29 protein-coding genes, 1 tRNA gene and 2 pseudogenes are annotated in these 26,374 nt (G+C 50.8%); 21 read left to right on the top strand and 11 right to left on the bottom strand.

What is annotated here, in order from left to right; genetic code table 11:
• Positions 1 to 2 precede the first annotated feature (2 nt).
• Positions 3 to 1,490 (top strand): alpha-amylase, encoded by a 1,488-nt coding sequence (amyA, locus tag OGY37_RS08765; protein WP_048216064.1) that lies wholly within the window; start codon positions 3 to 5, stop codon positions 1,488 to 1,490.
• Positions 1,491 to 1,530: 40 nt separating this feature from the next.
• Here amyA and yedD read toward each other — a convergent pair whose 3' ends face one another.
• Entirely contained in the window at positions 1,531 to 1,944 is a 414-nt protein-coding gene (gene yedD / locus OGY37_RS08760; protein ID WP_003030454.1) for a lipoprotein YedD, read from the bottom strand.
• Positions 1,945 to 2,129: 185 nt separating this feature from the next.
• Between yedD and yedE the strand changes: the two genes are divergently transcribed.
• Positions 2,130 to 3,335 carry a selenium metabolism membrane protein YedE/FdhT gene (gene yedE / locus OGY37_RS08755; protein WP_063940428.1) on the top strand — a complete coding sequence of 402 codons (1,206 nt, stop codon included), beginning with the start codon at positions 2,130 to 2,132 and terminating at the stop codon, positions 3,333 to 3,335.
• Positions 3,332 to 3,565, top strand: coding sequence for a sulfurtransferase-like selenium metabolism protein YedF (gene yedF, locus OGY37_RS08750; RefSeq protein WP_000790504.1), 234 nt, complete (start codon positions 3,332 to 3,334; stop codon positions 3,563 to 3,565). The genes yedE and yedF overlap by 4 nt, the downstream gene beginning before the upstream one ends.
• Positions 3,566 to 3,619: 54 nt before the next feature.
• Here yedF and fliE read toward each other — a convergent pair whose 3' ends face one another.
• Positions 3,620 to 3,934: a flagellar hook-basal body complex protein FliE gene (fliE, locus tag OGY37_RS08745; RefSeq protein ID WP_125112510.1), complete on the bottom strand. Its 315-nt coding sequence runs from the start codon at positions 3,932 to 3,934 to the stop codon at positions 3,620 to 3,622.
• A 216-nt stretch (positions 3,935 to 4,150) separates the two neighbouring features.
• Between fliE and fliF the strand changes: the two genes are divergently transcribed.
• From fliF to rcsA, 14 genes and pseudogenes are all read left to right on the top strand, one after another.
• Positions 4,151 to 5,824 carry a flagellar basal-body MS-ring/collar protein FliF gene (gene fliF, locus OGY37_RS08740; RefSeq protein WP_286620582.1) on the top strand — a complete coding sequence of 558 codons (1,674 nt, stop codon included), beginning with the start codon at positions 4,151 to 4,153 and terminating at the stop codon, positions 5,822 to 5,824.
• A complete protein-coding gene (gene fliG, locus OGY37_RS08735; protein WP_003834047.1) occupies positions 5,817 to 6,815 on the top strand; it encodes a flagellar motor switch protein FliG in 999 nt (332 codons plus the stop codon). The genes fliF and fliG overlap by 8 nt, the downstream gene beginning before the upstream one ends.
• A complete protein-coding gene (gene fliH, locus OGY37_RS08730; RefSeq protein ID WP_003834049.1) occupies positions 6,808 to 7,515 on the top strand; it encodes a flagellar assembly protein FliH in 708 nt (235 codons plus the stop codon). The genes fliG and fliH overlap by 8 nt, the downstream gene beginning before the upstream one ends.
• A complete protein-coding gene (gene fliI, locus OGY37_RS08725) occupies positions 7,515 to 8,885 on the top strand; it encodes a flagellar protein export ATPase FliI (protein WP_003030440.1) in 1,371 nt (456 codons plus the stop codon). The genes fliH and fliI overlap by 1 nt, the downstream gene beginning before the upstream one ends.
• 21 nt (positions 8,886 to 8,906) lie before the next feature.
• Entirely contained in the window at positions 8,907 to 9,350 is a 444-nt protein-coding gene (gene fliJ, locus OGY37_RS08720; protein WP_003834052.1) for a flagellar export protein FliJ, read from the top strand.
• Positions 9,347 to 10,561: a flagellar hook length control protein FliK gene (gene fliK, locus OGY37_RS08715; RefSeq protein ID WP_286620580.1), complete on the top strand. Its 1,215-nt coding sequence runs from the start codon at positions 9,347 to 9,349 to the stop codon at positions 10,559 to 10,561. Before fliJ ends, fliK begins: the two co-directional genes overlap by 4 nt.
• 104 nt (positions 10,562 to 10,665) lie before the next feature.
• Complete coding sequence (gene fliL / locus OGY37_RS08710; protein WP_003834054.1) at positions 10,666 to 11,133, top strand: flagellar basal body-associated protein FliL; 468 nt, start codon at positions 10,666 to 10,668, stop codon at positions 11,131 to 11,133.
• A 4-nt stretch (positions 11,134 to 11,137) separates the two neighbouring features.
• Entirely contained in the window at positions 11,138 to 12,142 is a 1,005-nt protein-coding gene (fliM, locus tag OGY37_RS08705) for a flagellar motor switch protein FliM (protein ID WP_003030434.1), read from the top strand.
• Positions 12,139 to 12,552, top strand: coding sequence for a flagellar motor switch protein FliN (gene fliN / locus OGY37_RS08700; protein WP_003030433.1), 414 nt, complete (start codon positions 12,139 to 12,141; stop codon positions 12,550 to 12,552). The genes fliM and fliN overlap by 4 nt, the downstream gene beginning before the upstream one ends.
• Positions 12,552 to 12,929 (top strand): flagellar biosynthetic protein FliO, encoded by a 378-nt coding sequence (gene fliO / locus OGY37_RS08695; protein ID WP_103014243.1) that lies wholly within the window; start codon positions 12,552 to 12,554, stop codon positions 12,927 to 12,929. The genes fliN and fliO overlap by 1 nt, the downstream gene beginning before the upstream one ends.
• Positions 12,929 to 13,666 carry a flagellar type III secretion system pore protein FliP gene (gene fliP, locus OGY37_RS08690; protein ID WP_003834056.1) on the top strand — a complete coding sequence of 246 codons (738 nt, stop codon included), beginning with the start codon at positions 12,929 to 12,931 and terminating at the stop codon, positions 13,664 to 13,666. The genes fliO and fliP overlap by 1 nt, the downstream gene beginning before the upstream one ends.
• Positions 13,667 to 13,675: 9 nt before the next feature.
• The gene (gene fliQ / locus OGY37_RS08685) at positions 13,676 to 13,945 is read left to right on the top strand and encodes a flagellar biosynthesis protein FliQ (RefSeq protein WP_003030425.1); all 270 of its coding nucleotides are present in this window, start codon (positions 13,676 to 13,678) and stop codon (positions 13,943 to 13,945) included.
• An 8-nt stretch (positions 13,946 to 13,953) separates the two neighbouring features.
• Positions 13,954 to 14,794, top strand: a pseudogene (fliR, locus tag OGY37_RS08680) (flagellar biosynthetic protein FliR).
• Between the two features lie 233 nt (positions 14,795 to 15,027).
• Positions 15,028 to 15,651: a transcriptional regulator RcsA gene (gene rcsA, locus OGY37_RS08675; protein ID WP_003030421.1), complete on the top strand. Its 624-nt coding sequence runs from the start codon at positions 15,028 to 15,030 to the stop codon at positions 15,649 to 15,651.
• Between the two features lie 54 nt (positions 15,652 to 15,705).
• On the opposite strand, the gene dsrB is transcribed toward rcsA, so the two are convergent.
• Entirely contained in the window at positions 15,706 to 15,894 is a 189-nt protein-coding gene (gene dsrB, locus OGY37_RS08670; RefSeq protein ID WP_003030419.1) for a protein DsrB, read from the bottom strand.
• 163 nt (positions 15,895 to 16,057) lie between these two features.
• On the opposite strand from dsrB, the gene yodD reads away from it, so the two are divergent.
• Positions 16,058 to 16,285, top strand: coding sequence for a YodD family peroxide/acid resistance protein (gene yodD / locus OGY37_RS08665; protein ID WP_003030417.1), 228 nt, complete (start codon positions 16,058 to 16,060; stop codon positions 16,283 to 16,285).
• Positions 16,286 to 16,491: 206 nt separating this feature from the next.
• Here yodD and OGY37_RS08660 read toward each other — a convergent pair whose 3' ends face one another.
• On the bottom strand, positions 16,492 to 16,677 hold the full coding sequence (locus OGY37_RS08660; protein WP_003834060.1) for a YodC family protein: 186 nt from the start codon (positions 16,675 to 16,677) through the stop codon (positions 16,492 to 16,494).
• 77 nt (positions 16,678 to 16,754) lie between these two features.
• Complete coding sequence (locus tag OGY37_RS08655; RefSeq protein WP_286620578.1) at positions 16,755 to 17,666, bottom strand: DUF808 domain-containing protein; 912 nt, start codon at positions 17,664 to 17,666, stop codon at positions 16,755 to 16,757.
• Positions 17,667 to 17,844: 178 nt separating this feature from the next.
• Here OGY37_RS08655 and yedA point away from each other — a divergent pair, with 178 nt between their 5' ends.
• On the top strand, positions 17,845 to 18,765 hold the full coding sequence (gene yedA, locus OGY37_RS08650; protein WP_003834062.1) for a drug/metabolite exporter YedA: 921 nt from the start codon (positions 17,845 to 17,847) through the stop codon (positions 18,763 to 18,765).
• On the opposite strand, the gene OGY37_RS08645 is transcribed toward yedA, so the two are convergent.
• From OGY37_RS08645 to OGY37_RS08635, 3 genes are all read right to left on the bottom strand, one after another.
• Positions 18,757 to 19,224 (bottom strand): very short patch repair endonuclease, encoded by a 468-nt coding sequence (locus OGY37_RS08645; RefSeq protein WP_003834064.1) that lies wholly within the window; start codon positions 19,222 to 19,224, stop codon positions 18,757 to 18,759. The genes yedA and OGY37_RS08645 overlap by 9 nt on opposite strands.
• Entirely contained in the window at positions 19,205 to 20,635 is a 1,431-nt protein-coding gene (locus OGY37_RS08640) for a DNA cytosine methyltransferase (RefSeq protein WP_410743301.1), read from the bottom strand. Before OGY37_RS08640 ends, OGY37_RS08645 begins: the two co-directional genes overlap by 20 nt.
• Positions 20,636 to 20,711: 76 nt before the next feature.
• Positions 20,712 to 21,404 (bottom strand): phosphohydrolase, encoded by a 693-nt coding sequence (locus OGY37_RS08635; RefSeq protein ID WP_148361819.1) that lies wholly within the window; start codon positions 21,402 to 21,404, stop codon positions 20,712 to 20,714.
• Positions 21,405 to 21,845: 441 nt separating this feature from the next.
• Here OGY37_RS08635 and ompC point away from each other — a divergent pair, with 441 nt between their 5' ends.
• Positions 21,846 to 23,033 carry a porin OmpC gene (gene ompC / locus OGY37_RS08630; protein WP_286620576.1) on the top strand — a complete coding sequence of 396 codons (1,188 nt, stop codon included), beginning with the start codon at positions 21,846 to 21,848 and terminating at the stop codon, positions 23,031 to 23,033.
• Between the two features lie 169 nt (positions 23,034 to 23,202).
• Here the strand turns inward: ompC and OGY37_RS08625 are convergent.
• Positions 23,203 to 23,325, bottom strand: a tRNA-OTHER gene (locus tag OGY37_RS08625).
• A 309-nt stretch (positions 23,326 to 23,634) separates the two neighbouring features.
• Positions 23,635 to 25,194, bottom strand: a complete 1,560-nt coding sequence (locus OGY37_RS08620; protein WP_286620575.1) for an EAL domain-containing protein — start codon at positions 25,192 to 25,194, stop codon at positions 23,635 to 23,637.
• A gap of 269 nt (positions 25,195 to 25,463) precedes the next feature.
• On the opposite strand from OGY37_RS08620, the pseudogene OGY37_RS08615 reads away from it, so the two are divergent.
• A pseudogene (locus tag OGY37_RS08615) lies at positions 25,464 to 25,607 on the top strand (DinI-like family protein); the annotation flags it as partial.
• A gap of 128 nt (positions 25,608 to 25,735) precedes the next feature.
• Here OGY37_RS08615 and OGY37_RS08610 read toward each other — a convergent pair.
• Positions 25,736 to 26,287 (bottom strand): recombinase family protein, encoded by a 552-nt coding sequence (locus OGY37_RS08610; protein WP_057068788.1) that lies wholly within the window; start codon positions 26,285 to 26,287, stop codon positions 25,736 to 25,738.
• Positions 26,288 to 26,374: the final 87 nt, after the last annotated feature.

Genomic DNA, 26,374 nt, shown 5'->3' with positions numbered 1-26,374 from the left:
AGATGAAAAATCCCACGTTATTGCAGTACTTCCACTGGTATTACCCTGATGGCGGTCAACTCTGGCCCGAGCTTGCCGAACGCGCAGGTGGACTCAATGATATCGGCATCAATATGGTTTGGCTGCCCCCCGCCTATAAAGGCGCGTCCGGCGGCTATTCCGTTGGCTATGACTCCTACGATCTGTTTGACTTGGGCGAATTCGACCAAAAGGGAACCGTCGCCACCAAATACGGTGATAAAAACCAGCTGCTGGCGGCGATTGACGCACTGAAACACAATGATATTGCCGTGCTGCTCGACGTGGTGGTTAACCACAAAATGGGTGCTGATGAGAAAGAAAAGATCCGCGTCCAGCGCGTTAACGCCGAGGATCGCACGCAAATAGATGATGAGATTGTCGAGTGCGAGGGCTGGACGCGCTACACCTTCCCTGCCCGCGCTGGCCAGTACTCGCAATTCATTTGGGATTTTAAATGCTTCAGCGGCATTGACCATATCGAGAACCCAACCGAAGACGGCATTTTTAAAATCGTTAACGACTACACTGGCGAAGGCTGGAACGATCAGGTTGATGATGAGTTGGGTAATTTTGATTATTTGATGGGCGAAAACATCGATTTTCGCAATCACGCGGTGACTGAGGAGCTCAAATACTGGGCGCGTTGGGTAATGGAGCAAACCCAGTGCGACGGCTTTCGTTTAGATGCCGTGAAACATATTCCGGCATGGTTTTACAAAGAGTGGATTGAGCACGTGCAGGAGGTTGCACCCAAGCCGCTGTTTATTGTGGCGGAATACTGGTCCCATGAAGTCGACAAGCTGCAAACCTACATTAATCAGGTGGAGGGGAAAACCATGCTGTTCGACGCCCCTTTGCAGATGAAATTCCACGAGGCCTCCCGTCAGGGCCGCGATTACGACATGAGCCAAATTTTCACCGACACTCTGGTGGAGGCCGATCCTTTTCATGCCGTCACGCTGGTGGCCAATCACGACACCCAACCCTTGCAGGCTCTCGAAGCTCCCGTCGAGCCGTGGTTTAAGCCGCTGGCCTATGCGCTGATCCTGTTACGCGAAAACGGTGTACCGTCGGTGTTTTACCCTGACCTCTACGGAGCGCATTACGAAGACACCGGTGGCGATGGCGAAACCTATCCTATCGACATGCCGATCATTGAACAGCTTGATGAACTGATCCTCGCGCGCCAGCGCTTTGCGCACGGGGTACAGACGCTCTTTTTCGATCACCCCAACTGTATCGCTTTTAGCCGCAGCGGTACGGATGAGGATCCCGGCTGTGTGGTGGTGTTGTCAAACGGTGATGACGGGGAAAAGACCATCAATCTCGGCGCCAATTATGGCAATAAAACCTGGCGGGACTATCTGGGGAATCGTGAAGAAAGCGTGGTCACCGATGAAAACGGTGAAGCGACGTTTTTCTGTAACGGCGGGAGCGTCAGCGTGTGGGTGATTGAAGACGTGTTGTAAAGCTCAACCCCGGTGACCGATGGTTACCGGGGCGTACGGCTTATGGCAGCGGTGTGGCCAGCGGCGTTTTCTTTAACGCGTCAGCACATTCCTGCGTCGGGCGATCCACCCGCTGCAGCGTCATACCGTCATATTCCAGCGTATTGCCTTCGCGCTCAATCTCGTACAGCTCGCGTTTCACCGTCACGTTGGTGAGATCGCCAGAGAGCATCGTCAGTTTCCCCGGCAGCGCGATCACCCGCTGCCACTGGCGACAATCCAGCGTATCGCCCTCTTTCGTTATCACCAGGCTGGCAATCGCTTCCGGGCTGACCAGACTGCGTTGCGGACCTTTTGACTGCCAGTATCCTTCCAGACCGGCTGGCGCTGGCGTTTTCACCACGTCGTTATAATTTTCTACTTCGGCGCATCCGGTAAGCGCCAGAAATACACCAACGATTGCTAATTTTTTCATCATTCATCCTGCATGCGAAGAAAATGGGATTGTGGCATTAAAGGCCTGATGTCGCCAGCCTTTCGGCAGCGTTGAGAAAGATTGATCCAGACGGTGTTACCTCTTATTACTCATAGTCAAAAATTCTGAACGGTGTAGTATCCACACTTCTTGTTACATACCTTCTGAGTTCAGAGGCACAACGCATGTCATGGCAACACTTCAAACAGGCCTGGTTGATTAAATTTTGGGCCCCCGCCCCTGCGGTCATCGCAGCGGGTATTCTCTCCACTTACTATTTCGGCATTACGGGAACCTTCTGGGCCGTTACCGGCGAATTCACCCGTTGGGGTGGTCAAATCCTGCAACTGTTTGGTGTACACGCCGAAGAGTGGGGATACTACAAGCTGATCCATCTCGAAGGCTCGCCCCTGACCCGCATCGACGGCATGATGATCCTCGGTATGTTCGGCGGCTGTTTTGCTGCCGCACTGTGGGCCAACAACGTCAAGTTACGCATGCCGCGCAGTCGGGTGCGCATTATGCAGGCGATAGTCGGCGGGGCAATCGCCGGATTCGGCGCACGGCTGGCAATGGGCTGTAACCTGGCCGCATTCTTCACCGGCATTCCGCAGTTCTCACTACACGCCTGGTTTTTTGCGCTGGCCACGGCCATTGGCTCCTGGTTTGGTGCACGCTTTACCCTGCTGCCAATATTTCGTATTCCGGTCAAAATGCAGAAAGTCTCCGCCGCTTCGCCGTTGACGCAAAAGCCGGATCAGGCCCGTCGCCGTTTCCGCCTGGGCATGCTGGTGTTTATCGGCATGATCGGCTGGGCGCTACTCACCGCGATGGATAAACCCAAGCTCGGTCTGGCGATGCTGTTCGGCGTTGGGTTTGGTCTGCTGATTGAACGGGCGCAAATCTGCTTCACCTCCGCCTTCCGCGACCTGTGGATTTCCGGTCGCACCCATATGGCAAAAGCGATCATCTTCGGGATGGCGGTCAGCGCCATCGGTATCTTTAGCTACGTGCAACTGGGCGTCGAGCCTAAAATCATGTGGGCGGGTCCAAATGCGGTGATCGGCGGTTTGCTGTTCGGCTTTGGCATCGTTTTAGCGGGCGGATGTGAAACCGGCTGGATGTACCGCGCCGTTGAAGGCCAGGTGCATTACTGGTGGGTTGGTCTGGGCAACGTTATTGGCTCGACCATTCTGGCCTACTACTGGGATGATTTTGCTCCCGCGCTTGCCACCAACTGGGACAAAGTGAATCTGCTCAACACCTTCGGTCCGCTCGGCGGTCTGCTGGTGACCTATCTGCTGTTGTTTGCCGCGCTGATGCTGATTATTGGCTGGGAAAAACGTTTCTTCCGTCGCGCAGGGCTGACGCCTGCCAAGGAGTCTGTATGAAAAATATCGTGCCTGATTATCGCCTCGATATGGTCGGCGAACCGTGTCCATATCCGGCTGTAGCCACGCTGGAAGCGATGCCGCAATTAAAGAAAGGTGAAATTCTGGAAGTGGTGAGCGATTGCCCGCAGTCAATCAACAATATTCCACTGGATGCGCGTAATCACGGCTATACGGTGCTGGATATTCAGCAGGATGGCCCAACGATCCGCTATTTGATTCAGAAGTAACTGGTTGCCGGATGGCACTGCGCTTATCCGGCAAACATTCTCTGCACGTTGTCCCTACACCTGCATCGACATCACTTCCTGATAGGCCGACACCAGTTTATTACGCACCTGAATACCCATCTGCATCGATACCGACGCTTTTTGCATATCGGTCATCACATCATTTAACGCAATACCCGGCTCACCCAGGGTAAATTTCTCAGCCTGCGTACGGGACGCGGTTTGCACATCGCTGATCCTGTCTAACGCCGCATGCAGTTGTCCGGCAAAACTCACGGTCGGTTGTGGCTGCACATCCTGCATTTTTGCTGACATCGCCGTGGCCTGTAACTGGCTGATGACCCCTTCAATCCCCTGTATTGCCGACATTCTGATCCCCTGGATGATTTTTTACGTAGCTGAGATTACCAGTTAGTCAATAAGATAAAGGCGTTAAATAACGATAAAAAACCACGGTTTTTAACGCATAGAAAAATTCGAAACCGCAAATAATGAGACCGTCAATTTTTCGAGTTTGCTGACCCGGGAGTGAGTCTTGTTCCACTTTGCAAAAAACGCCGTCCACGATAAGCCACGAGGTGCGAGATGAGTGCGACAGCATCGACTGCAACCCAGCTTAAACCTCTCGAGTGGTTAAACCGCCTGCGCGCGAATCCCAGAATTCCTTTGATTGTGGCGGGAGCCGCTGCCGTCGCTATCATCGTGGCGATGGTCCTGTGGGCGAAAGCGCCTGACTATCGCACGCTGTTCAGCAATCTTTCCGATCAGGATGGTGGCGCGATTGTCACCCAACTGACGCAGATGAACGTTCCCTATCGTTTTACTGAGGGAAGCGGTGCTATAGAAGTTCCTGCCGATAAAGTCCACGAACTACGCTTACGTCTGGCGCAGCAAGGCCTGCCGAAAGGCGGCGCCGTTGGTTTTGAACTGCTGGATCAGGAAAAGTTTGGTATTAGCCAGTTTAGCGAGCAGGTCAACTACCAGCGTGCGCTGGAAGGTGAATTAGCCCGTACCATTGAAACGCTGGGACCGGTAAAACGCGCCCGCGTGCACCTGGCAATGCCGAAACCGTCGCTGTTTGTGCGTGAGCAAAAAGCGCCTTCAGCCTCCGTGACCGTGAATCTTGAACCGGGTCGCGCACTGGATGAAGGTCAAATCAGTGCGGTCACGCATCTGGTTTCCAGCGCTGTCGCCGGGTTACCGCCGGGCAACGTTACGCTGGTCGACCAGGCGGGTCATCTGCTAACTCAGTCGAATACCAGCAGCCGCGATCTTAACGATGCGCAGTTGAAATACGCCAGCGATGTCGAAGGCCGCGTTCAACGTCGTATCGAATCGATCCTGTCGCCGATTGTCGGCAACGGTAACGTACATGCGCAGGTCACCGCGCAGCTGGATTTTGCTAATAAAGAGCAAACCGAAGAACAGTACCGTCCAAACGGTGATGATTCCCAGGCCGTGCTACGTTCACGCCAGTTAAACGTCAGCGAGCAGATCGGAAGTGGAGCGCCAGGCGGCGTACCGGGCGCATTGTCCAATCAACCAGCACCGGCGAATACCGCGCCAATCGCCAACCCCCCGGCTAATCAGCAAAATGCGCAAACCACGCAGACGGCAAATAACAACAATAATGCCGGTCCACGCAGTACGCAGCGCAATGAAACCAGCAACTATGAAGTCGACCGTACCATTCGCCACACCAAAATGAACGTCGGCGATGTGCAGCGTCTCTCGGTTGCAGTGGTGGTCAACTATAAAACGTTGCCGGACGGTAAACCGCTGCCGTTAACCGCCGATCAGATGAAACAGATTGAGGACCTGACTCGCGAAGCGATGGGCTTTTCCGACAAACGTGGCGATACCCTGAACGTAGTGAACTCTCCGTTCACGGCGACCGACGATTCCATTGGCGAGCTGCCGTTCTGGAAACAGCCGTTCTTTATTGATCAGTTGATGACCGCAGGCCGTTGGTTGCTGGTTCTGCTAGTTGCCTGGATCCTGTGGCGCAAAGCTGTTCGCCCGCAGTTGGTTCGCCGCAGCGAAGAAGCAAAAGCGGTACAAGAACAAACGCGTATCCATCAGGAAACCGAAGAAGCGGTAGAAGTTCGCCTCAGCAAAGACGAACAGACCCAGCAGCGTCGTACGAATCAGCGTCTGGGTGCAGAAGTGATGAGCCAGCGTATTCGTGAAATGTCAGATAACGATCCGCGCGTCGTGGCGCTGGTCATTCGCCAGTGGATGAGTAACGATCATGAGTAATGCCCTTACCGGTACCGATAAAAGCGTCATCCTGCTGATGACCATTGGCGAAGATCGCGCGGCAGAGGTGTTTAAACACCTTTCCACGCGCGAGGTTCAGGCGCTGAGTACAGCGATGGCGAACGTACGCCAGATCTCCAACAAACAGTTGACGGAAGTGCTGGCCGAGTTTGAGCAAGAAGCAGAACAGTTTGCCGCGCTGAATATCAACGCCAACGAATATCTGCGCTCCGTGCTGGTGAAAGCGCTGGGCGAGGAACGCGCCTCCAGCCTGCTGGAAGATATTCTGGAAACCCGCGATACCACCAGCGGCATTGAAACGCTCAACTTTATGGAGCCGCAAAGCGCCGCCGACCTTATCCGCGACGAGCATCCGCAGATTATCGCCACCATTCTGGTACACCTCAAACGGGGCCAGGCCGCCGATATTCTGGCGCTGTTCGACGAGCGTTTACGTCACGACGTGATGCTGCGTATCGCCACCTTCGGCGGCGTGCAGCCTGCCGCGCTGGCAGAACTGACCGAGGTACTGAACGGTCTGCTCGATGGCCAGAACCTCAAGCGCAGCAAAATGGGCGGCGTGAGAACGGCGGCAGAAATTATCAACCTGATGAAAACCCAGCAGGAAGAAGCGGTTATTACCGCCGTACGCGAATTCGACGGCGAACTGGCGCAGAAAATTATCGACGAGATGTTCCTGTTCGAAAACCTGGTGGAAGTCGACGATCGCAGTATCCAGCGTCTGCTGCAGGAAGTGGATTCCGAATCGCTGCTGATTGCGCTGAAAGGTGCCGAACAGCCACTACGCGAGAAGTTCCTGCGCAACATGTCGCAACGTGCTGCCGATATTCTGCGCGACGACCTTGCCAACCGCGGTCCGGTGCGCTTGTCGCAGGTGGAAAACGAACAGAAAGCGATTCTGCTTATTGTGCGTCGTCTGGCGGAAACCGGCGAGATGGTGATCGGCAGCGGCGAGGATACCTATGTCTAACGAACTGCCGTGGAAAGTCTGGACTCCGGACGATCTCGCCCCACCAATGGCAGAGTTCGTGCTGGCTGACCACAGCGAAACGCCGCTGTCCGAAGAGACGGAAGAACCCGAGCTTTCAGCAGAGCAACAGCTTGAACAACAGCTCGCACAGCTGCAAATGCAGGCCCATGAGCAAGGGTATAACGCGGGGCTGGCAGAAGGTCGACAAAAAGGTCACGAGCAAGGTTATCAGGAAGGTCTGAGTCAGGGGCTGGAGCAAGGCCAGAACCAGGCGCGCGCGCAGCATGCGCCGATCCATGCCCGCATGCAGCAGTTAGTGAGCGAGTTTCAGAATACGCTGGACGCACTGGACAGCGTCATTGCCTCGCGCCTGATGCAAATGGCGCTGGAAGCTGCGCGTCAGGTGATTGGTCAGACGCCTATCGTGGATAACGCTGCGCTGATTAAGCAGATTCAACAGTTATTGCAACAGGAACCGCTGTTTAGCGGTAAACCGCAGCTGCGCGTCCATCCGGACGATCTCCAGCGTGTTGAGGAGATGCTCGGTGCCACGCTCAGCCTGCACGGCTGGCGGCTGCGCGGCGATCCCACGCTGCATCACGGCGGTTGTAAAGTCTCAGCCGACGAAGGCGATCTGGATGCCAGCGTCGCCACTCGCTGGCAAGAACTCTGCCGTCTGGCAGCGCCGGGAGTCGTGTAATGACCACTCGACTGACTCGCTGGCTCAATACGCTGGACAACTTCGAAGAGAAAATGTCGCTGCTGCCTGCGGTGCGTCGTTACGGTCGCCTGACCCGCGCCACCGGGCTGGTGCTGGAAGCCACGGGGTTACAGCTGCCGTTGGGTGCCACCTGCGTCATTGAACGCCAGGATGGCAACGAAACCCAGGAAGTTGAAAGCGAAGTCGTAGGCTTTAACGGTCAACGTCTGTTTCTGATGCCGCTCGAAGAGGTCGAAGGCGTTCTGCCCGGCGCGCGCGTCTACGCGAAGAACATTGCCGGAGAAGGTCTGCAAAGCGGGAAGCAATTACCGCTTGGCCCTGCTCTGCTGGGGCGTGTGCTGGACGGCAGCGGCAAACCGCTCGACGGACTGCCCGCCCCGGATACCACTGAAACCGGCGCGCTGATTACGCCGCCGTTTAACCCGCTGCAACGTACCGCAATTGAACACGTCCTGGATACCGGTGTACGCCCCATCAACGCGTTATTAACCGTTGGTCGCGGCCAGCGTATGGGGCTTTTCGCAGGTTCCGGCGTCGGTAAAAGTGTCCTGCTCGGCATGATGGCGCGTTATACCCAGGCCGACGTCATCGTCGTGGGCCTGATTGGCGAGCGTGGCCGCGAAGTTAAAGATTTTATTGAAAATATTCTCGGCGCTGACGGTCGCGCACGCTCGGTAGTGATTGCCGCTCCGGCGGATGTCTCGCCGCTGTTACGTATGCAAGGCGCGGCCTACGCCACGCGCATCGCCGAAGATTTCCGCGATCGTGGACAGCACGTATTGCTGATTATGGATTCCCTCACCCGCTATGCGATGGCGCAACGTGAGATAGCCCTGGCAATCGGCGAGCCGCCGGCAACCAAAGGTTATCCGCCGTCAGTATTCGCCAAATTACCGGCGCTGGTTGAACGGGCCGGGAACGGTATCCACGGCGGCGGTTCAGTTACCGCGTTTTATACAGTACTGACCGAGGGTGACGACCAGCAGGACCCGATTGCCGATTCCGCGCGCGCGATACTGGACGGGCACATCGTGCTGTCTCGTCATTTAGCCGAAGCGGGTCACTATCCGGCCATCGATATTGAAGCCTCGATCAGCCGCGCCATGACCGCGCTCATTAGTGAAAAACACTATGCACGGGTACGTAACTTTAAACAGCTGCTGTCCAGCTTCCAGCGTAACCGCGATCTGGTCAGCGTGGGGGCGTATGCCAAAGGCAGCGATCCAATGCTGGATAAAGCCATCGCCTTATGGCCACAGCTGGAAGCGTTCTTACAGCAAGGCATTTTTGAACGGGCTGACTGGGAAGATTCTCTGCAAGCTTTAGAACTGATTTTCCCTGGTGTGTGATTAAGCAGGAGAGCATAGGTCATGGCACAACATGGTGCGTTAGCAACACTGAAAGACCTGGCTGAAAAAGAGGTAGATGACGCCGCTGTCTTATTAGGAGAGATGCGTCGTGGCTGTCAGCAGGCGGAAGAACAGTTAAAAATGCTGATCGATTATCAGCATGAGTATCGCAACAATCTGAATACCGATATGGGCCAGGGTATTACCAGCAATCGCTGGATTAACTACCAGCAATTTATTCAGACGCTGGAAAAAGCGATTGAGCAACACCGCCAACAGCTCAATCAGTGGACGCAAAAAGTGGACATGGCTTTGAACAGTTGGCGCGACAAAAAACAACGATTACAGGCGTGGCAGACGTTGCAGGACAGACAAACCTCGGCAGCGTTACTGGCCGAAAACCGTCTGGATCAGAAAAAAATGGATGAATTTGCTCAGCGCGCAGCTATGAGGAAACCCGAATGATTACTTTACCCCAACTGATTACCACCGACACCGACGTAGCCGCAGGTCTTCAGTCAGGCAAAGCGGTAGATTCACCCGAGGATTTTTTAGCGCTGCTGGCTGGCGCATTAGGCGCGGGCGACGCGCAAGGTAAAGACGCACCTCTGTCGCTTGCCGACTTACAGGCGGCCAGCAGTAAGCTGCAAAAAGGGTTACTGCAAAAAAATGGCGATGCCGCGCAGTCAGTCAAATTAACCGATCTGTTGGCGCAACAGGAGCTACAAACCGAGGCTTCTCTTGCCGACATGACGGACGCTCAGCAACTGTTGTCTGCTCTCACACCTTCACTAAAAGCTAATGCCCTGACGACACTGGGCAAAGTTGCTCAGCAGGACGAAAAAAACACCACGCTGAGTGATGACGATCTCGCCAATCTGAGCGCGTTGTTCGCCATGCTGCCAGGACAACCGCTGGCTACGCCTGCCGTCGACAGCGCACCAGCCCCAGTTGATGCCACGCTTTCGGCGTTGTCACGTGGCGCTGCACACGGTGCTATCGCCGATAACGCTGGCGAATTGCTGGCGGGTGATGCCAAAAAAGGCAAAGCGGATGTCACGGTTGCTGGCGGTGGTGCAAATCAAGTAAACAATCCAACATTAACCCCGCTGACGGCGGCGGCGAACACCAGAGCTGAAATCGACAGCACCCCGTCACCAACCAGCATTGGCATGACTGCGGCCCCGCTAAGTGGTCCGCAAACACACGCACAACCGTTACCGACGGCCGCGCCGGTGTTAAGCGCTCCGTTAGGTAGCCATGAATGGCAGCAATCGCTGAGCCAGCACGTCACATTGTTCACGCGCCAGGGCCAGCAAAGCGCAGAGCTGCGTCTGCATCCGCAGGACCTGGGTCAGGTACATATTTCCCTCAAGATGGACGACAACCTCGCACAGTTGCAAATGGTTTCACCGCACAGTCACGTGCGCGCCGCACTGGAAGCCGCATTACCGATGCTGCGTACGCAGTTGGCTGAAAGCGGGATCCAACTGGGGCAAAGCAACATCAGCAGTGAAAGCTTCGCCGGACAACAGCAGTCTTCCGGGCAGCAACAGCAGGCGGGTCGCGCTCAGGGACAAGACATTTTTGCTGCTGAAGATGACGCAATACTGGCAACCCCAGCCTCACTGCAAGCCGCTGCCCGCGGCGATGGCGCAGTAGACATCTTCGCCTAACGCCAGAGGTAGCATGATTATCCGCGTCTTTTCCACGCTTTGTCGTGGACAGGACACGGGATAATCAGCCCATAAGCTGTACCGAAACAGGAAGCCCGTATCTGATGACTGACTCCGCGATTAACAAAAAAAGTAAACGCGCTATTTGGATCCCTCTGCTGGTATTAATTACCCTCGCCGCCTGCGCAACTGCGGGTTATAGCTACTGGCGCATGCAGCAGCAGCCGTCCGCCAGCGTCAAAGCGGAACCGCCTCCACCGCCAGCCCCGGTGTTCTTTGCGCTGGATACCTTTACCGTCAATCTGGGTGATGCAGACCGTGTGCTGTATATCGGTATCACGTTGCGCATGAAAGATGAGGCGACACGTTCACGTCTTAATGAATATCTGCCGGAAGTGCGCAGCCGCTTGCTGCTGCTGTTCTCTCGTCAGAATGCAGCCACACTCGCCACCGAGGAAGGTAAGCAACAGCTGATTACCGCCATCAAAGAGACGCTGGCGACTCCGCTCGTTGTTGGACAGCCGAAACAGGTTGTCACCGACGTTCTTTATACAGCTTTTATTCTGCGGTAAAGACATGGGCGACAGTATTCTTTCTCAGGCTGAAATCGACGCATTGCTCAACGGCGATAGCGAAACCAAAGACGAACCCATTTCAGGTATCGCAAAAGAAAGCGATATTCGTCCTTATGATCCCAACACTCAGCGTCGCGTGGTACGTGAGCGTTTACAGGCGTTGGAGATCATTAACGAACGCTTTGCGCGCCAGTTCCGTATGGGGTTATTTAACCTGTTGCGCCGTAGCCCAGATATTACCGTGGGTGCGATCCGTATCCAGCCATACCATGAATTTGCGCGCAACTTACCGGTTCCGACCAACCTGAACTTAATCCACCTGAAGCCGCTGCGCGGTACGGGTCTGGTGGTGTTCTCACCGAGTCTGGTATTTATCGCCGTAGACAACCTGTTTGGCGGTGACGGTCGTTTTCCGACGAAAGTCGAAGGTCGCGAATTTACACACACGGAACAGCGCGTTATCAACCGCATGCTGAAGCTGGCGCTGGAAAGCTATAGCGACGCGTGGAAGGCCATCAACCCGCTGGAAGTGGAATACGTTCGTTCCGAGATGCAGGTGAAATTTACCAATATCACCACCTCTCCGAACGACATCGTGGTGAATACCCCGTTCCACGTTGAAATTGGCAACCTGACCGGTGAATTTAACATCTGTCTGCCATTCAGCATGATTGAACCACTGCGTGAGCTGCTGGTGAATCCGCCGCTGGAAAACTCACGTAATGAAGATCAGAACTGGCGCAATAATCTGGTGCGTCAGGTTCAGCATTCTGAGCTGGAGCTGGTGGCAAACTTTGCCGACATTCCGCTGCGGCTATCCCAGATTTTAAAACTGAAACCCGGCGATGTACTGCCGATTGAAAAACCCGACCGCATTATTGCTCATGTGGACGGCGTGCCTGTGCTGACCAGCCAGTATGGCACCGTAAACGGTCAGTATGCGTTACGCGTAGAACATCTGATAAACCCGATTTTGAATTCGCTGAATGAGGAACAGCCCAAATGAGTGATATGAATAATCCGTCCGATGAGAACACTGGCGCATTGGACGATCTGTGGGCTGACGCGTTAAACGAGCAAAAAACCACGCCCACCAAAAGTGCGGCCGATGCGGTATTCCAGCAGTTAGGTGGCGGCGACGTCAGCGGTGCTTTGCAGGACATCGACCTGATCATGGACATTCCGGTCAAACTGACCGTCGAACTGGGCCGTACCCGCATGACCATCAAAGAACTGCTGCGTTTGACGCAAGGGTCGGTTGTCGCACTGGATGGTCTGGCAGGCGAACCGCTGGATATCCTGATCAACGGTTATCTGATTGCCCAGGGCGAAGTCGTCGTGGTAGCGGATAAATACGGTGTGCGTATCACTGACATTATCACCCCGTCTGAACGTATGCGCCGTCTGAGCCGTTAATCATGAATACCCAGGCTACCGTTTCTCAACCCGCCGCCGTTCCCGGCTCACCGCTGGTGCAGGTAAGCGGCGCGCTGCTCGGGATCATCGTCTTGATCCTGGCGGCGGCCTGGGTCATTAAACGTCTAGGGTTTGCCCCCAAAAGTGCCGGTACGCGCGGGTTGAAAGTTACGGCCAGCACCTCACTGGGTCCACGTGAGCGCGTGGTGATTGTCGAGGTCGAAGATGCCCGTCTGGTACTTGGCGTCACAGCCTCGCAGATTAACGTCCTGCACACCCTGCCCCCGGCACCTGCCGATGCAGAAGAAAAAACGGCCTCCCCTGCGGATTTCCAGGCCATGATGAAGAGTTTGCTGAAGCGTCCTGGGAGATCCTGATGCGCCGTTTGTTATCCCTTACGCTGGCAGGCTTGTGGCTTTTCAGCCCCGTTGCCCTCGCCCAACTCCCGGGTCTGGTCAGTCAGCCGTTGCCGGGCGGCGGACAAAACTGGACGTTGCCCGTGCAGACGCTGGTGTTCATCACCTCACTGACGTTCCTGCCTGCAATTTTACTGATGATGACCAGCTTCACCCGCATCATCATCGTTTTCGGTCTACTGCGAAATGCGCTGGGTACCCCCTCTGCACCGCCTAACCAGGTGCTCCTGGGCCTGGCGCTCTTTTTGACCTTTTTCATCATGTCGCCGGTGATCGATAAAATCTACGTTGACGCATACCAACCGTTCAGCGAAGAGAAGATCTCCATGCAGGAAGCAATGGAGAAAGGCGCCCAGCCGCTGCGTGAGTTTATGTTGCGCCAGACCCGTGAAGCCGATCTGGCACTCTTCGCGCGCTTAGCAAACAGCGGTCCGTTACAGGGACCAGAAGCCGTGCCGATGCGAATTTTGCTGCCTGCTTATGTCACCAGTGAGTTGAAAACAGCATTCCAGATAGGCTTTACCATTTTTATCCCGTTTCTGATTATCGACCTGGTGATTGCCAGCGTGCTGATGGCGCTCGGGATGATGATGGTACCGCCCGCCACAATCGCGTTGCCGTTCAAGCTGATGCTGTTTGTGTTGGTAGACGGTTGGCAGCTGCTTGTCGGCTCGCTGGCACAAAGCTTTTACAGTTAGAGGCGCGAAATGACTCCTGAATCGGTCATGATGATGGGCACAGAGGCGATGAAAGTCGCCCTGGCCCTTGCTGCGCCTTTGCTGTTGGTCGCTCTGGTCACAGGTCTTATCATCAGTATTCTGCAGGCGGCGACCCAGATTAACGAAATGACGCTGTCCTTCATCCCCAAAATTGTCGCGGTGTTTATTGCCATCATTGTTGCTGGCCCGTGGATGCTTAACCTGCTGCTCGACTACGTGCGTACGCTGTTCAGCAATATCCCCTATATCATCGGGTAGACAACGTTATGTTGCAGGTGTCCAGCGTTGAGTGGCTCCACTGGCTGAATTTATACTTCTGGCCTTTGCTGCGCATACTGGCGCTCATCTCAACGGCCCCCATCCTCAGTGAACGAGCCATCCCTAAACGGGTAAAGCTGGGGCTGGGATTGATGATTACCGTCGTTATTGCCCCGTCGATTCCCGCCGTTGACGTCCCCATCTTTTCTGTTGGCGCGCTTTGGCAGGCAATGCAACAAATCCTGATCGGTATCGCTTTAGGCTTCACCATGCAGTTTGCGTTTGCCGCAGTACGTACCGCCGGGGAATTAATTGGCCTGCAAATGGGCCTTTCCTTCGCGACGTTCTTCGATCCCGGTAGCCGTCTGAATATGCCGGTACTGGCTCGACTGATCGACATGCTCGCCATGCTGCTGTTCCTGACCTTTAACGGCCATTTATGGCTGATATCGCTGCTGGTAGATACTTTTCATACTCTGCCCATCGGCGGCAATCCGGTGAACAGCAATGCGTTTCTTGCACTGGCACGGGCGGGCAGCCTGATTTTCCTCAACGGGCTAATGCTGGCCCTACCGGTAATGACGCTGCTGCTCACGCTGAACCTCGCACTTGGTTTGTTAAATCGCATGGCGCCACAGCTGTCGGTTTTCGTCATCGGCTTTCCTCTCACTCTGACCGTAGGTATTTCACTAATGGCGGCGCTAATGCCATTAATTGCGCCATTCTGCGAACGATTATTCAGTGAAATTTTTAATTTACTGGCCGATATCGTCAGCGAAATGCCTGGAAAATAATAACCCTTATTTTTTATCCTGTTTTACTAAGGATTGTCCTAAATTTAAAAAGTGACAACATCCACCAGGATATCTCTGTCGCGGCTTATTTGTTTTTGCCTCACTCACATAACGCAACATTCACTTTACTTTAAGATGTTTCCTGGCAAATTATACGCAACTTTACGGGATAGTAAATTCGCCTGAAAAACAGCGAAAGCGTCATCTTGGGTCGTTATTATTCCGTTTAGTTGTGATGAAATAATCAGGTAAGGGGAATTATCGTTACGCATTGAGTGAGGGTATGCCATGTCAACGATTATTATGGATTTATGCAGTTACACCCGACTAGGGTTAACCGGATATCTGGTAAGTCGGGGAGTGAAAAAAAGGGAAATCAACAACATTTCCAACGTTGATGAACTCAGTCTCGCCTGTGTCTCTCAACAACCCGCTGTGGTGTTTATTAATGAGGACTGCTTTATCCACGATCCTGCTAATAGCCAGCAAATAAAGCAAATCATTAATCAGCATCCCAGCACATTATTTATTGTGTTTATGGCAATTGCCAACGTGCATTTTGATGAATATCTACTCGTCAGAAAAAACTTATTGATTAGTTCTAAATCAATTAAACCTGACTCACTGGATAAACTACTTGGCGATATTCTGAAAAAAGAAGTAGATATTGCTATTGATGTGAATCTGCCAACATTATCATTAAGTCGAACCGAATCCAGCATGCTGCGTATGTGGATGGAGGGTCAGGGAACAATACAGATATCAGATCAAATGAATATCAAAGCCAAGACGGTGTCATCCCATAAGGGGAATATAAAACGAAAGATTAAAACGCATAATAAGCAAGTTATCTATCACGTTGTGAGGCTTACGGATAACGTCACCAATGGTATCTTTGTGAATATGCGCTAAGACGTTCTGACTGGTGGCGACTCCACCAGTCAGAATCAAACAGCAGAACTCATGTCACTCCACTTTTTCCACAAAGATACCATCCTGATGACCTGATTCATTAAAGAACCAGATACCGAGCGGGTAGTCTTCCAGCGAAACCAGGTACATGGTGCCTTCACTAAACTCTTCGATTGCCAGTACCACGCCCGGTCGACGAGGACCGCCGTCCGTTTTGACTGTGACCCGATCATTCACCTTCATAGTTTTCCTCCTGTGGCTTTGTGCCAGTGTAGAACAAATTCCTTTTTCTGGCAGCGCTGTGCACGCGCGATTGCGGGTTTTATCGACGGTCTATACTTAAGTTGTGCGTATCTGATGTTTGGGTACGCTCCCCCGGTATCCTTAACGGTTGAGAGGTATGAGGATGAAAACCGCGAAAGAGTACAGCGATACGGCCAAACGTGAAGTCAGCGTCGATGTCGACGCGCTGCTAAAGGCAATCAACGAAATCTGCGAGAGTGAAATTCATCGCAGCCAGGATGACCCGGAGCGCGTCAGCGTTGACGGGCGTGATTACCATACATGGCATGAACTGGCCGATGCGTTCGAGCTTGATATCCATGACTTTAGCGTGTCGGAGATCAATCGCTGACTGAGGGCGAAAAAAATCCCGGCCCTTATCGGGTCGGGATCAAGCTTGCTTATGCAAGAAGCACTTGTAAATTCGTTACACCAGAAAATCTGATGTGAACCAAACCTTATCTGCAATTTTTTTGCCTGACAAGTAAATAATTCTCACCGGAATGATAAATATAACTAATGGGTGAGAGATCACCAGGTTACGGTCGAGCCAAATGTTCAGGCATCCTGGGAGAGCTGTCTTCGCTCGCCAGGCACCACCAGTTCATCTTCACGGAATGCTTCCCGTTTAACGCCAAAGCCGTCGTACCAGCGACACTCCACCATTCCGCTGGCATACCCGGTAACGATCATACGTGGGCCACCCTCTTTGGAGGTGACTTCCTCACTGACAGAAAAGACCATACCCGCCTCCTGTATCAAGAGAAACCTTTACACCTTAGATGACAAAGAGGCGTTTTGCGTAATCAGTCCTGTAACAATTAGTGCGAAACTCCGCGCACTCTGGCGGCAGCTTTTACCAGCAGAACGACAATCCCACCGATGATAAAGCCGAGCACCAGGTTAAGCAGGGTCGGAAGCATTAGCGAAATCAATGTACTTTGCTGCTGAGCAAAATGTTCAATCGCATGATGCAGCGGCGATATTCCGTGTACCACAATGCCGCCTCCCACTAAAAACATCGCCAGTGTGCCGACCACAGAAAGTGTTTTCATAAGCCAGGGGGCAACCACCAGCAACCCTTTGCCCAGCGACTGGGCAAGCAGGCTACGCTTTTCTGCCAACCAGTACCCAATGTCGTCAAGCTTAACGATAATCCCAACCAGGCCATACACGCCCACGGTCACCACTAACGCGATACCAGATAGTACCAACACCTGATTCAGCAAGGGCGCGTCCGCGACAATACCCAGCGTAATTGCGACAATCTCGGCAGACAAAATGAAGTCGGTACGTATTGCCCCTTTGATTTTATCTTTCTCAAAGGTGAGTGGATCCTGTGCGGCCAGAGCAGTCAGACGCTGCTGACGCTCTTCCGGGCTTTCTTTGTGCTTACGCGCCTCCAGGGTATGCAGAACCTTTTCCACCCCTTCAAAACAGAGAAACGCACCGCCTACCATTAATAAGGGGGTGATCGCCCAGGGAATAAATGCGCTTATCAATAATGCCAACGGCACCAGAATAACTTTGTTAACAAACGATCCTTTCGCCACGCTCCAGACTACCGGGAGTTCGCGGTTAGCCCGCACGCCCGACACCTGCTGCGCATTAAGCGACAGATCATCCCCCAGCACGCCCGCGGTTTTTTTCGCGGCCAGTTTTCCCATCACTGAAATATCATCCAGCAGCGTGGCGATATCATCGAGTAAGGTCAGTAAGCTACTTCCTGCCAAAATTTTCACCCTCAATATTATTTTTTTGCAGTCATAAGTATGAAGTAAAACACGCCATGCTGAAACTGACCTTTCTGGTCAACAAGTTTTTAACATCAACACGTAATTATAAATCTCGCCAGTAAGATAGTTTTGACGTTTACTATGTTGCACCTTTTTATTTCCACCGTGAGGGATTATGCGTTTCAGGCAATTGTTACCGCTTTTCAGTGCGCTATTCGCGCTGTACATCATTTGGGGTTCCACGTACTTCGTTATTCGCATTGGCGTTGAAAGCTGGCCGCCGTTAATGATGGCAGCCGTACGTTTTCTCTCCGCGGGAATTTTATTAACAAGTTTCTTACTTATTCGTGGGCATAAGCTGCCCCCCTTACGCCTAATCCTGAACGCCGCGCTAATTGGTATCCTGCTGCTGGCTGTGGGTAATGGGCTGGTCACCGTCGCAGAACATCAAAATGTCCCTTCTGGTATTGCCGCCGTGGTGGTCGCCACCGTCCCGCTATTTACGCTGTGTTTTAGCCACTTTTTTGGCATCAAAACGCGCAAGCTGGAATGGTTGGGGATAGCGATTGGGCTAGCAGGGATCATCATGCTAAACAGCGGAGGCAATTTAAGTGGCAATCCGTGGGGCGCTATTTTAATCCTGATCGGTTCGATAAGCTGGGCGTTTGGCTCGGTGTACGGTTCACGCATTACCCTACCCGTTGGCATGATGGCCGGAGCCATTGAAATGTTAGCCGCCGGTATAGTGCTGATGTGTGCATCGCTACTCTCCGGGGAAAAACTGACCACCATGCCAACATTTTCAGGCTTTATGGCGGTGGCTTACCTGGCCCTGTTTGGTTCCATTATTGCCATTAATGCGTATATGTTCCTGATCCGCAATGTCAGCCCGGCGCTAGCCACCAGCTATGCCTACGTCAATCCGGTTGTTGCCGTGTTGTTAGGTACCGGTCTGGGGGGAGAAAGACTGGCTCCTATCGAATGGCTGGCACTCGGCGTGATCGTGTTTGCTGTGGTGCTGGTGACGTTGGGGAAATACCTGTTCCCTGTTAAAGCGGATGCCGTTGCTACCCCGTCGGAAAAAACGTTACAGTAAATGAATACCGAGAGTGTCGATCTGCGCGGTGTCACCACCGCCGCAGATCCACTCGATGACACGTTCAGATAACGCTTCATCGTCCAGCTTTTCGCGACCACGCAGGGCACACTCCCAGACAATCAGTACGCGCCAGCCCAGAACCTGCAACTTTTCACAATCCCGCGCATCGCGCTGGACATTTTTGCCTATTTTTTCCAGCCAGAATTCCGTTCGTGTCGCGGGGACTTTAAACAAATAGCAATCGTGGTGGTGCCAGAAACAGCCGTGAGTAAAAATCACACAATGATAATCATCCACCACAAAATCGGGGCGACCGGGTAACGTCCCATCCTGCACGCGAAAAGTTACCCCCTGCTCTGTCAGCACGCTGGCAAGGCGTTTTTCAATTGCGGTATCGCGGGTAGCTATCGCCCGCATATTTTTACTGCGTGTTGCTTTATCGTGAACGTCTGCCACGCTGATTCTCTTTCTCGCGAATAGCAACTGCCTGCCTGATTTTCGGCTCCAGCAGCCTGGCCACCGCCGCAAATGCCGGAACGACCACCGAATTACCAAACTGGCGATAAGCCTGGGTATCCGACACGGGGATCCTGAACTGATAGCCCTGCGGAGATTCAAACCCCATCAGACGCGCGCACTCTCTGGGCGTAAGTCTGCGTGGGCGGTGGCGCTGATTCTGCGGATCGTCAAAATCTTTTTCACCCAGCGCCATATCCCAGCCACGGTCAATCAGGATCTCCGCCCCATCCTTATAATAACGCGCAGATAATGTGCGCGTTACGCTATCAGGGTTACCGGGATACACCATGCCATAGCCAAATCCATTGCCCCGCGCCTGATGCTTTTTCGCATAGCGATAGAGGTATTTCCACAGCACCGGCGTCAGCACATATTTCGCATCGACGGTCGGCTCAAGCAGTTCCGCCAGCGTGGTACGCCGCGGCGGATAACGCGTGACGATATCCCGCAGCGTGAAGTCTGATTTCAGATTTAGAACGCGTCGGAAGCCGACAAGCACGATACGTTCGCGATGCTGAGGCAAAAAATGTTGCCCATCGATAATTTTCGGATCGTCCGGACCGTTATCCGCCGCATCCGCCACGTCATAACCCAGCTCGTCCAGCGTTTGCATAATGATGCGAAACGTTTTGCCCTGATCGTGACTCTTCAGGTTTTTGACGTTTTCGAGCACAAATATGGCTGGCCGACGCGCATCGATAATGCGCACCACGTCAAAAAATAGCGTGCCTTGCGTATCACAGGCGAAACCATGGGCCCGCCCTAACGCGTTTTTCTTTGATACACCAGCCAGAGAAAATGGCTGGCAAGGGAATCCGGCCAACAGCACGTCGTGTTCAGGAACATGCTGGCGAATATGTTCTGCCGCCTGCTGGTCACTCACCCCGTCATGATGGCTGAGTGTGATATCACGAATATCTTCATTAAAGCGGTGTTGGAGCGGATCGCAGTAGTTGTTCGCTTTATAGGTGCGCACCGCATGCTTGTTCCACTCACTGGTAAACACGCACTGCCCGCCAATCGCTTCAAAGCCGCGACGAATACCGCCAATGCCAGCAAAAAGATCGATAAAGCGAAAGGCATAGTGCGGATGATGCGCAGGTGGTTTCGGCAACAAAGTATTCAGATGAATGAGCTCGCGGTCGCTGAGGCGATGCCATGTTTCATTAGCAACCACTCGCTTAAAGATGGCCGGGCTCCAGCGGTTCTCGCCAACGCCATTCAGATGAGCAACCAGCGTTTTCACGTCATATATTTCAAGCAACTTGGCCAACATCACCTGCACGTCGGTCTCGTTTTCATCTGTCATCGGGTTCATGGAGCCTGCTACTGAAAAATTATCCTGCATACATTTAACCGGCAGAAATGGATAACCGACAGATTAACATAAATTAGCACGGTTGACGTTTCAGCCGTATTGACGACTAGCGCGCTTTAAAGGGTTGAATCGCGTCAAGATCCAGCATTTCGTATTCTCCTTTTAACTCCGCACTCAGCTTCGCCATATACGTCAGTAAAAAATCCGCATTATGTTGTGCCAAATGCCGCCCTCGTTCGGTTTGCATCGTCAACGGCAACGTCAATAACTTGGTCTGGAAGTGATCGAGCGCGTACTGTTTATCGTCAAGGCTACGCTTGCGGGCAAACGGATCTTCCGCATCAAACAGCGCAACCCCTAACGCCCCTGAAACGGCAAATACGCGCGCTAAACCAATTGCACCCAGCGCCTCAAGCCGGTCTGCATCCTGCACGATTTTCGCTTCAAGGGTTTCTGGCGCGATTTTGGCGCTAAAACTGTGCGCCTCAATGGCATGACACACTGCCGATAACCGCTGTCGTGGAAAATCCGGAAAATCGCGCATCAAAACGCGACGTGTTTCCAGAGCTGCCAGTACCGACGAACGATAACGCTCAGGATGGTTCTTCGGCAGGCTGACGAGATCGTGGAAGTAGCATGCGGTCAGCACCACCAGCCAGTCCACGGGGGCATCTGTACCCAGCTTTTGCGCCGTCATCCACACACGTCGAAAGTGAAAGATGTCATGCGCAGCATCTTGTCCGGAATGGTTATCAGCTAACCAGGCTTCAAATCGCGACTGCCAGTCGTGCAGTTCCATGCTATCTCCCTTTGTAGAAAGAAAATCACCTTAGCAATAATTTTCATTGCAGACCACTGCCCGCCCTATTACATAATCATCTTTTATTATTGCACTAAAAATAAAATCCACATGAATTTATAAAGCCCACCACGCCAATATCGAAAAATAATTTATATGAATATTAAAAACAAACATCTAAAACAAATAAAATACACATAACAAATAAATAGATAAACACATATAACTAACTGATTAAAAACAATTCACATGGCGAATACCAATGTAATTAACACACACGCATAATTATATAAAGATGCAAAAGAAACATTTGGAAATATTTTAAATATATTTGTTACATGTTATATTTTAAATTAAATGAACTTCATAGATAGTATCCAAATGTAGTCACTCGGATAGTACTACATATTCATTTTAATTATCATGCAAAGGGAATACATAATGAAAAGAAAAGTATTGGCACTGCTTCTCCCTGCTTTATTAGCTGCAGGCGCAGCAAATGCGGCTGAAATCTATAATAAGAACGGCAATAAACTGGATCTGTACGGTAAAGTCGATGGTCTGCGTTATTTCTCTGATAACCCTGGCGACGATGGCGATCAGACCTATGCCCGTCTGGGTTTTAAGGGCGAAACCCAGATTAACGACATGCTGACTGGCTATGGCCAGTGGGAATATAACATTAAGGCCAACACAGCTGAAGGTGAAGGCGCAAATTCTGCGACCCGTCTGGCCTTTGCCGGTTTAGGTTTTGGCCAAAACGGTACTTTCGACTACGGTCGTAACTATGGCGTGGTCTACGACATTGAAGCCTGGACCGATATGCTGCCGGAATTCGGTGGCGATAGCTACACCCAGACCGACGTCTATATGACTGGTCGTACCAACGGCGTGGCCACCTACCGCAATAATGGTTTCTTTGGCCAGGCTGATGGCCTGAACTTCGCCCTGCAATACCAGGGTAATAATGAAAGTGCAGGAGCAGGCGAAGGTACTGGTAACGGTGAGAACCGTAAATTATCTAGAGAGAACGGCGACGGTTTCGGCCTGTCAACCTCCTATGATTTCGACTTCGGTTTAAGCCTCGGGGCAGCATACTCCAGCTCTGACCGTTCAAATAACCAGGTTGCTAAAGGTTATCAAGATGGAATTAATCATCGCAACAGCTATGCAGGCGGTGAAACAGCAGATGCATGGACTGTTGGTGCGAAGTATGACGCGAACAACGTGTACCTGGCTGCTATGTACGCAGAAACCCGTAACATGACAGCATACGGTAGCGGAAAAAATGATGATGGCTCCGCGAAAGGCGGTATTGCCAACAAAACGCAGAATTTTGAAGTTGTTGCACAGTATCAGTTCGACTTCGGTCTGCGCCCTTCCATCGCTTACCTGCAATCTAAAGGTAGCGATTTAGGTGGTCAGGAAGTCAGTCGTGGTAACTGGCGTTATGTCGACAAAGACCTGGTAAAATATGTTGATGTGGGCATGACGTACTATTTCAACAAAAACATGTCCACCTATGTCGATTATAAAATCAACCTGCTGGACGAAGACGACAGCTTCTATGAAAGCAATGGTATCGCAACTGACGACATCGTTGCCGTTGGTTTAGTCTACCAGTTCTAATTGACGCAAAAACAAGCAAGCCCGCTTCATATGAAGCGGGCTTTTTATTTATACGAAACGTATTTTTTTATCACACGGGCATTACAACGATAAACTTGTGAGGATACTCAAAGAAAAAAACATCCATGAGAACTGTCGTTGAAAGCGAGGCGTGCAAGTGCTTGAATAGTGGCGGAGAGAGGGGGATTTGAACCCCCGGTAGAGTTGCCCCTACTCCGGTTTTCGAGACCGATTTCATTGGTAATATTTTCAATAACTTAACTTTTCTTGCTGGTATATCCACAATATTTCCACTTCATAAAATTCAACTAGTTACGCGTTTATCCATACTTAATATACCAACACTTTCTGAGCTAAAACCTATACTTCAAAGTACAACCTAGAGGTGAGACTGTGTGGAAGATATTCCCAGTCAATGACGCGTGAAGCCTAACTCGGCCAGCTCTCTGATGAAGCCGAACATGACATTACATACAATTTTGAACCAACTCGCAGATTGAATGCGGCAAGATATCAAAATCCTTCTGCAGTTAAATTTATATAGCTCGCGGTTACACGTGTTATATAGAATGCGAAAACAATGAAAATAAAGTGTTAAATGTTAAGGCAAATTGGCATCCTCGACTAATTTTGTCAATTTATCTATAGATAGTGGCTTTGAGTAATACCACCCTTGGACACCGCACTCAGGGAACATTTCAGTTAAATATTTCACCTGAGTTGATGTTTCTACACCTTCGAAAACAACTTTGTGAGTTATATCTTTAAAAATCTCCACCAACCCTGACAATACATTATTATTTATAGAGCATTCATCGATAGAATCTGTAATTGATTTATCAATTTTAATTTCATCTATTTGTAAATTTGATAGCCAGTTTAAATTTGAATGACCAGTCCCGAAATCATCAATAGCTATTGATATACCTTTATTATTAAATAAAGAAATAACCTTTTGGAGGGAATTTATTTCCGCGCTCTGCCTTTCTGTTAACTCCATCATTATCATACCAGGTTTTATATTTGATTCATCAATCATCTGAAACACTTTTTCTTGAAATGATTCCGACAGAAGGTCTTGAGAACTAACATTAATGCTTATAAAAATATCAAATTCCTCAGAAAGAGACATGGTTTGCTTTACTGCCATTCGAAATACAAAATCACTTATTTCCTGGATTAAACCATGCTTCTCTGCAATAGGGATAAAAATATCAGGAGGAATGCTACCAATATCATGATCATCCCATCTAATTAGTGCTTCCACACCAATAATTTTTCCGGTTTTTATTTTATAAATAGGTTGATACACAAGATATAATGATTCGCTTCTTATCGCATTTTTTAATCTTGAAACTAATGATTGCTTACGTGCAACTCTTTGATTATAAAAACCACCCAGAAGAACACCGGTTACAATAGATGTAAAGGAAATCAACAACATCGTTAGCCAACTATCGAAACTCATCCACGGAAATTTAACTCCCCCCATGACACAGACATTATTATTTTTATTACAGCTTTGCGTGGTAATAAGTCCTAGTTGGTAGGATTTATCATGCTGAGCCTCTTCAAGAAGATCGACCTGCTCACCAAGTTTGAACAAATGAAGCGAATGATCTCTGTCACCTACAATTGCAGAAAACCCCTTCTCTTCACGGTCTGTAACAAATCTATTAAATGCAAATGGTGAAATCGTTATGGCTAATTTTTGATTGCTTAGCAAATCAGCTTTTACATTATTATCCAGTAACACACCAAAAAACCAAGTTACATTGTCCTTTTCAACTTTTCTATCATAGATATTGAGAAGCAATGGTGCTGGCAACACTCCCCATAAAGCACTACATATGACTGCACCATTTGAAATAAATGATATATCTTTTATAAGAGCATAGGGCCATAAGGCCACTCTTAGAGCATGAAGTTGTAGTTCACTACAAGGACTATAAGCATTAAATATTTCATAACTATCATTTATTTTATCAATCTGTTGAATGAGACTAACGCTTCTATTCAAAACTCGTTCTGTATATGATGCAATCCTCTCCTTGTATATATAATACATTGAAATCTCAGACAATGAGAAAAAAATAAAAAATGAAAACGTGATTGATATCACATAAGGCTTAATTCGTTTTAAATTGTGGTTATTCTTCACACCGACCTCTTTATATGCCTGACCCTATGTAACAACATACATTCTACTATCTTTCGTGAATCAAATAGATACAGTTAAAACAGATTATCGGCTAAAACAAATATTTCTTTATGTTTTTTATTAGAAAAGAACGTTATAAAATAACGCAAAACCACATCCAAGTTAGATTTATGTTTGCATTTTAGCCAAATAAGTGGCACTTCATCTTGTATTCATAGGTCTAATGTAAAGGATGTAATTCTAAGGGAAATAAGTGTGAAACCGCGCCTTTTCCCGATACTGGTACTTGGGTAAAACCGATGATGACGCTGCCGGCGATCGACACTGACGCCAGCAAGCATGAGAAGGAACAGATAAGCCGTACTGTTCAGGAAATGTTTGAAGAGGCTGATATGTGGCTGGTTTCAGATTAAACACCTTGAACCGTTATATTGCTTAAGTACAATCCGCCGTGACTGGCAATCGTTCAATACTCGCACTAACGAACGTTCGCCAGTCCGCCGCCGCCCGTTCTTGCATACGACGACGCGGTGGCGTCTTCTCAACATCTCGCAGGGAATTTTTTGTACAGCGTCGACACCCCTATATCATAAATTATAGCCACACGTTTTCTTGACTCACCTGCAGCAATCAACCTTCCAGCCTGAGCCCACTCTTCTGTAGTTAACTTTGGTCGTCTGCCACCAATCCGCCCATCTTCGCGCGCAGCAGCTAAGCCAGCCCGTGTTCGCTCAACAATAAGCTCTCTCTCCATCTCGGCAAGCGCCCCCATGACATGAAAAAAAAAGCGCCCCATTGGTGTGGATGTATCTATGCTGTCGGTCAGGCTGCGGAAGTTTATCCCTCGCTCCCTCATTTCTTCGACCAGCACGACAAGATGCCGCATACTACGACCGAGACGATCCAGCTTCCAGACCACCAGCGTGTCACCTTCTGATAATGTTCTGAGCACCTTTTTTAAGCCTGGTCGGTCAGACGTTTTTCCACTTATCTTGTCTTCGTATATCAGCTCACATCCTGCACACTCGAGCGCGTTTCTCTGCAATGCTGTGTTCTGGTCATTTGTTGACACCCGTACATAGCCTATCAGCATGATCAATCCCTTCGCTAAAAGCCGGGATCATGCCATTTGCACCTGAAATATTCATTTTCGTAAACGTTGGTTTAGTAGAAACCATAA

It is taken from the genome of Citrobacter sp. Cpo030, assembly GCF_030333005.1.
GTDB lineage: Bacteria > Pseudomonadota > Gammaproteobacteria > Enterobacterales > Enterobacteriaceae > Citrobacter > Citrobacter portucalensis.
This window is presented reverse-complemented; position numbering and strand designations above follow the sequence as displayed.

Excerpts from the sequence above, each read along its gene's own strand:
- yedD (WP_003030454.1), bottom strand. The coding sequence starts at position 1,944 with ATGAAAAAATTAGCAATCGTTGGTGTATTTCTGGCGCTTACCGGATGC.
- fliI (WP_003030440.1), top strand. The coding sequence starts at position 7,515 with ATGACCACTCGACTGACTCGCTGGCTCAATACGCTGGACAACTTCGAA.
- yedE (WP_063940428.1), top strand. The coding sequence starts at position 2,130 with ATGTCATGGCAACACTTCAAACAGGCCTGGTTGATTAAATTTTGGGCC.
- dsrB (WP_003030419.1), bottom strand. The coding sequence starts at position 15,894 with ATGAAGGTGAATGATCGGGTCACAGTCAAAACGGACGGCGGTCCTCGT.
- fliQ (WP_003030425.1), top strand. The coding sequence starts at position 13,676 with ATGACTCCTGAATCGGTCATGATGATGGGCACAGAGGCGATGAAAGTC.
- ompC (WP_286620576.1), top strand. The coding sequence starts at position 21,846 with ATGAAAAGAAAAGTATTGGCACTGCTTCTCCCTGCTTTATTAGCTGCA.
- OGY37_RS08660 (WP_003834060.1), bottom strand. The coding sequence starts at position 16,677 with ATGGTCTTTTCTGTCAGTGAGGAAGTCACCTCCAAAGAGGGTGGCCCA.
- fliG (WP_003834047.1), top strand. The coding sequence starts at position 5,817 with ATGAGTAATGCCCTTACCGGTACCGATAAAAGCGTCATCCTGCTGATG.
- rcsA (WP_003030421.1), top strand. The coding sequence starts at position 15,028 with ATGTCAACGATTATTATGGATTTATGCAGTTACACCCGACTAGGGTTA.
- yodD (WP_003030417.1), top strand. The coding sequence starts at position 16,058 with ATGAAAACCGCGAAAGAGTACAGCGATACGGCCAAACGTGAAGTCAGC.
- fliL (WP_003834054.1), top strand. The coding sequence starts at position 10,666 with ATGACTGACTCCGCGATTAACAAAAAAAGTAAACGCGCTATTTGGATC.
- fliP (WP_003834056.1), top strand. The coding sequence starts at position 12,929 with ATGCGCCGTTTGTTATCCCTTACGCTGGCAGGCTTGTGGCTTTTCAGC.
- fliE (WP_125112510.1), bottom strand. The coding sequence starts at position 3,934 with ATGTCGGCAATACAGGGGATTGAAGGGGTCATCAGCCAGTTACAGGCC.
- fliK (WP_286620580.1), top strand. The coding sequence starts at position 9,347 with ATGATTACTTTACCCCAACTGATTACCACCGACACCGACGTAGCCGCA.
- fliN (WP_003030433.1), top strand. The coding sequence starts at position 12,139 with ATGAGTGATATGAATAATCCGTCCGATGAGAACACTGGCGCATTGGAC.
- amyA (WP_048216064.1), top strand. The coding sequence starts at position 3 with ATGAAAAATCCCACGTTATTGCAGTACTTCCACTGGTATTACCCTGAT.
- fliF (WP_286620582.1), top strand. The coding sequence starts at position 4,151 with ATGAGTGCGACAGCATCGACTGCAACCCAGCTTAAACCTCTCGAGTGG.
- OGY37_RS08635 (WP_148361819.1), bottom strand. The coding sequence starts at position 21,404 with ATGGAACTGCACGACTGGCAGTCGCGATTTGAAGCCTGGTTAGCTGAT.
- yedF (WP_000790504.1), top strand. The coding sequence starts at position 3,332 with ATGAAAAATATCGTGCCTGATTATCGCCTCGATATGGTCGGCGAACCG.
- OGY37_RS08610 (WP_057068788.1), bottom strand. The coding sequence starts at position 26,287 with ATGCTGATAGGCTATGTACGGGTGTCAACAAATGACCAGAACACAGCA.
- fliH (WP_003834049.1), top strand. The coding sequence starts at position 6,808 with ATGTCTAACGAACTGCCGTGGAAAGTCTGGACTCCGGACGATCTCGCC.
- fliJ (WP_003834052.1), top strand. The coding sequence starts at position 8,907 with ATGGCACAACATGGTGCGTTAGCAACACTGAAAGACCTGGCTGAAAAA.
- OGY37_RS08640 (WP_410743301.1), bottom strand. The coding sequence starts at position 20,635 with ATGCAGGATAATTTTTCAGTAGCAGGCTCCATGAACCCGATGACAGAT.
- yedA (WP_003834062.1), top strand. The coding sequence starts at position 17,845 with ATGCGTTTCAGGCAATTGTTACCGCTTTTCAGTGCGCTATTCGCGCTG.
- fliM (WP_003030434.1), top strand. The coding sequence starts at position 11,138 with ATGGGCGACAGTATTCTTTCTCAGGCTGAAATCGACGCATTGCTCAAC.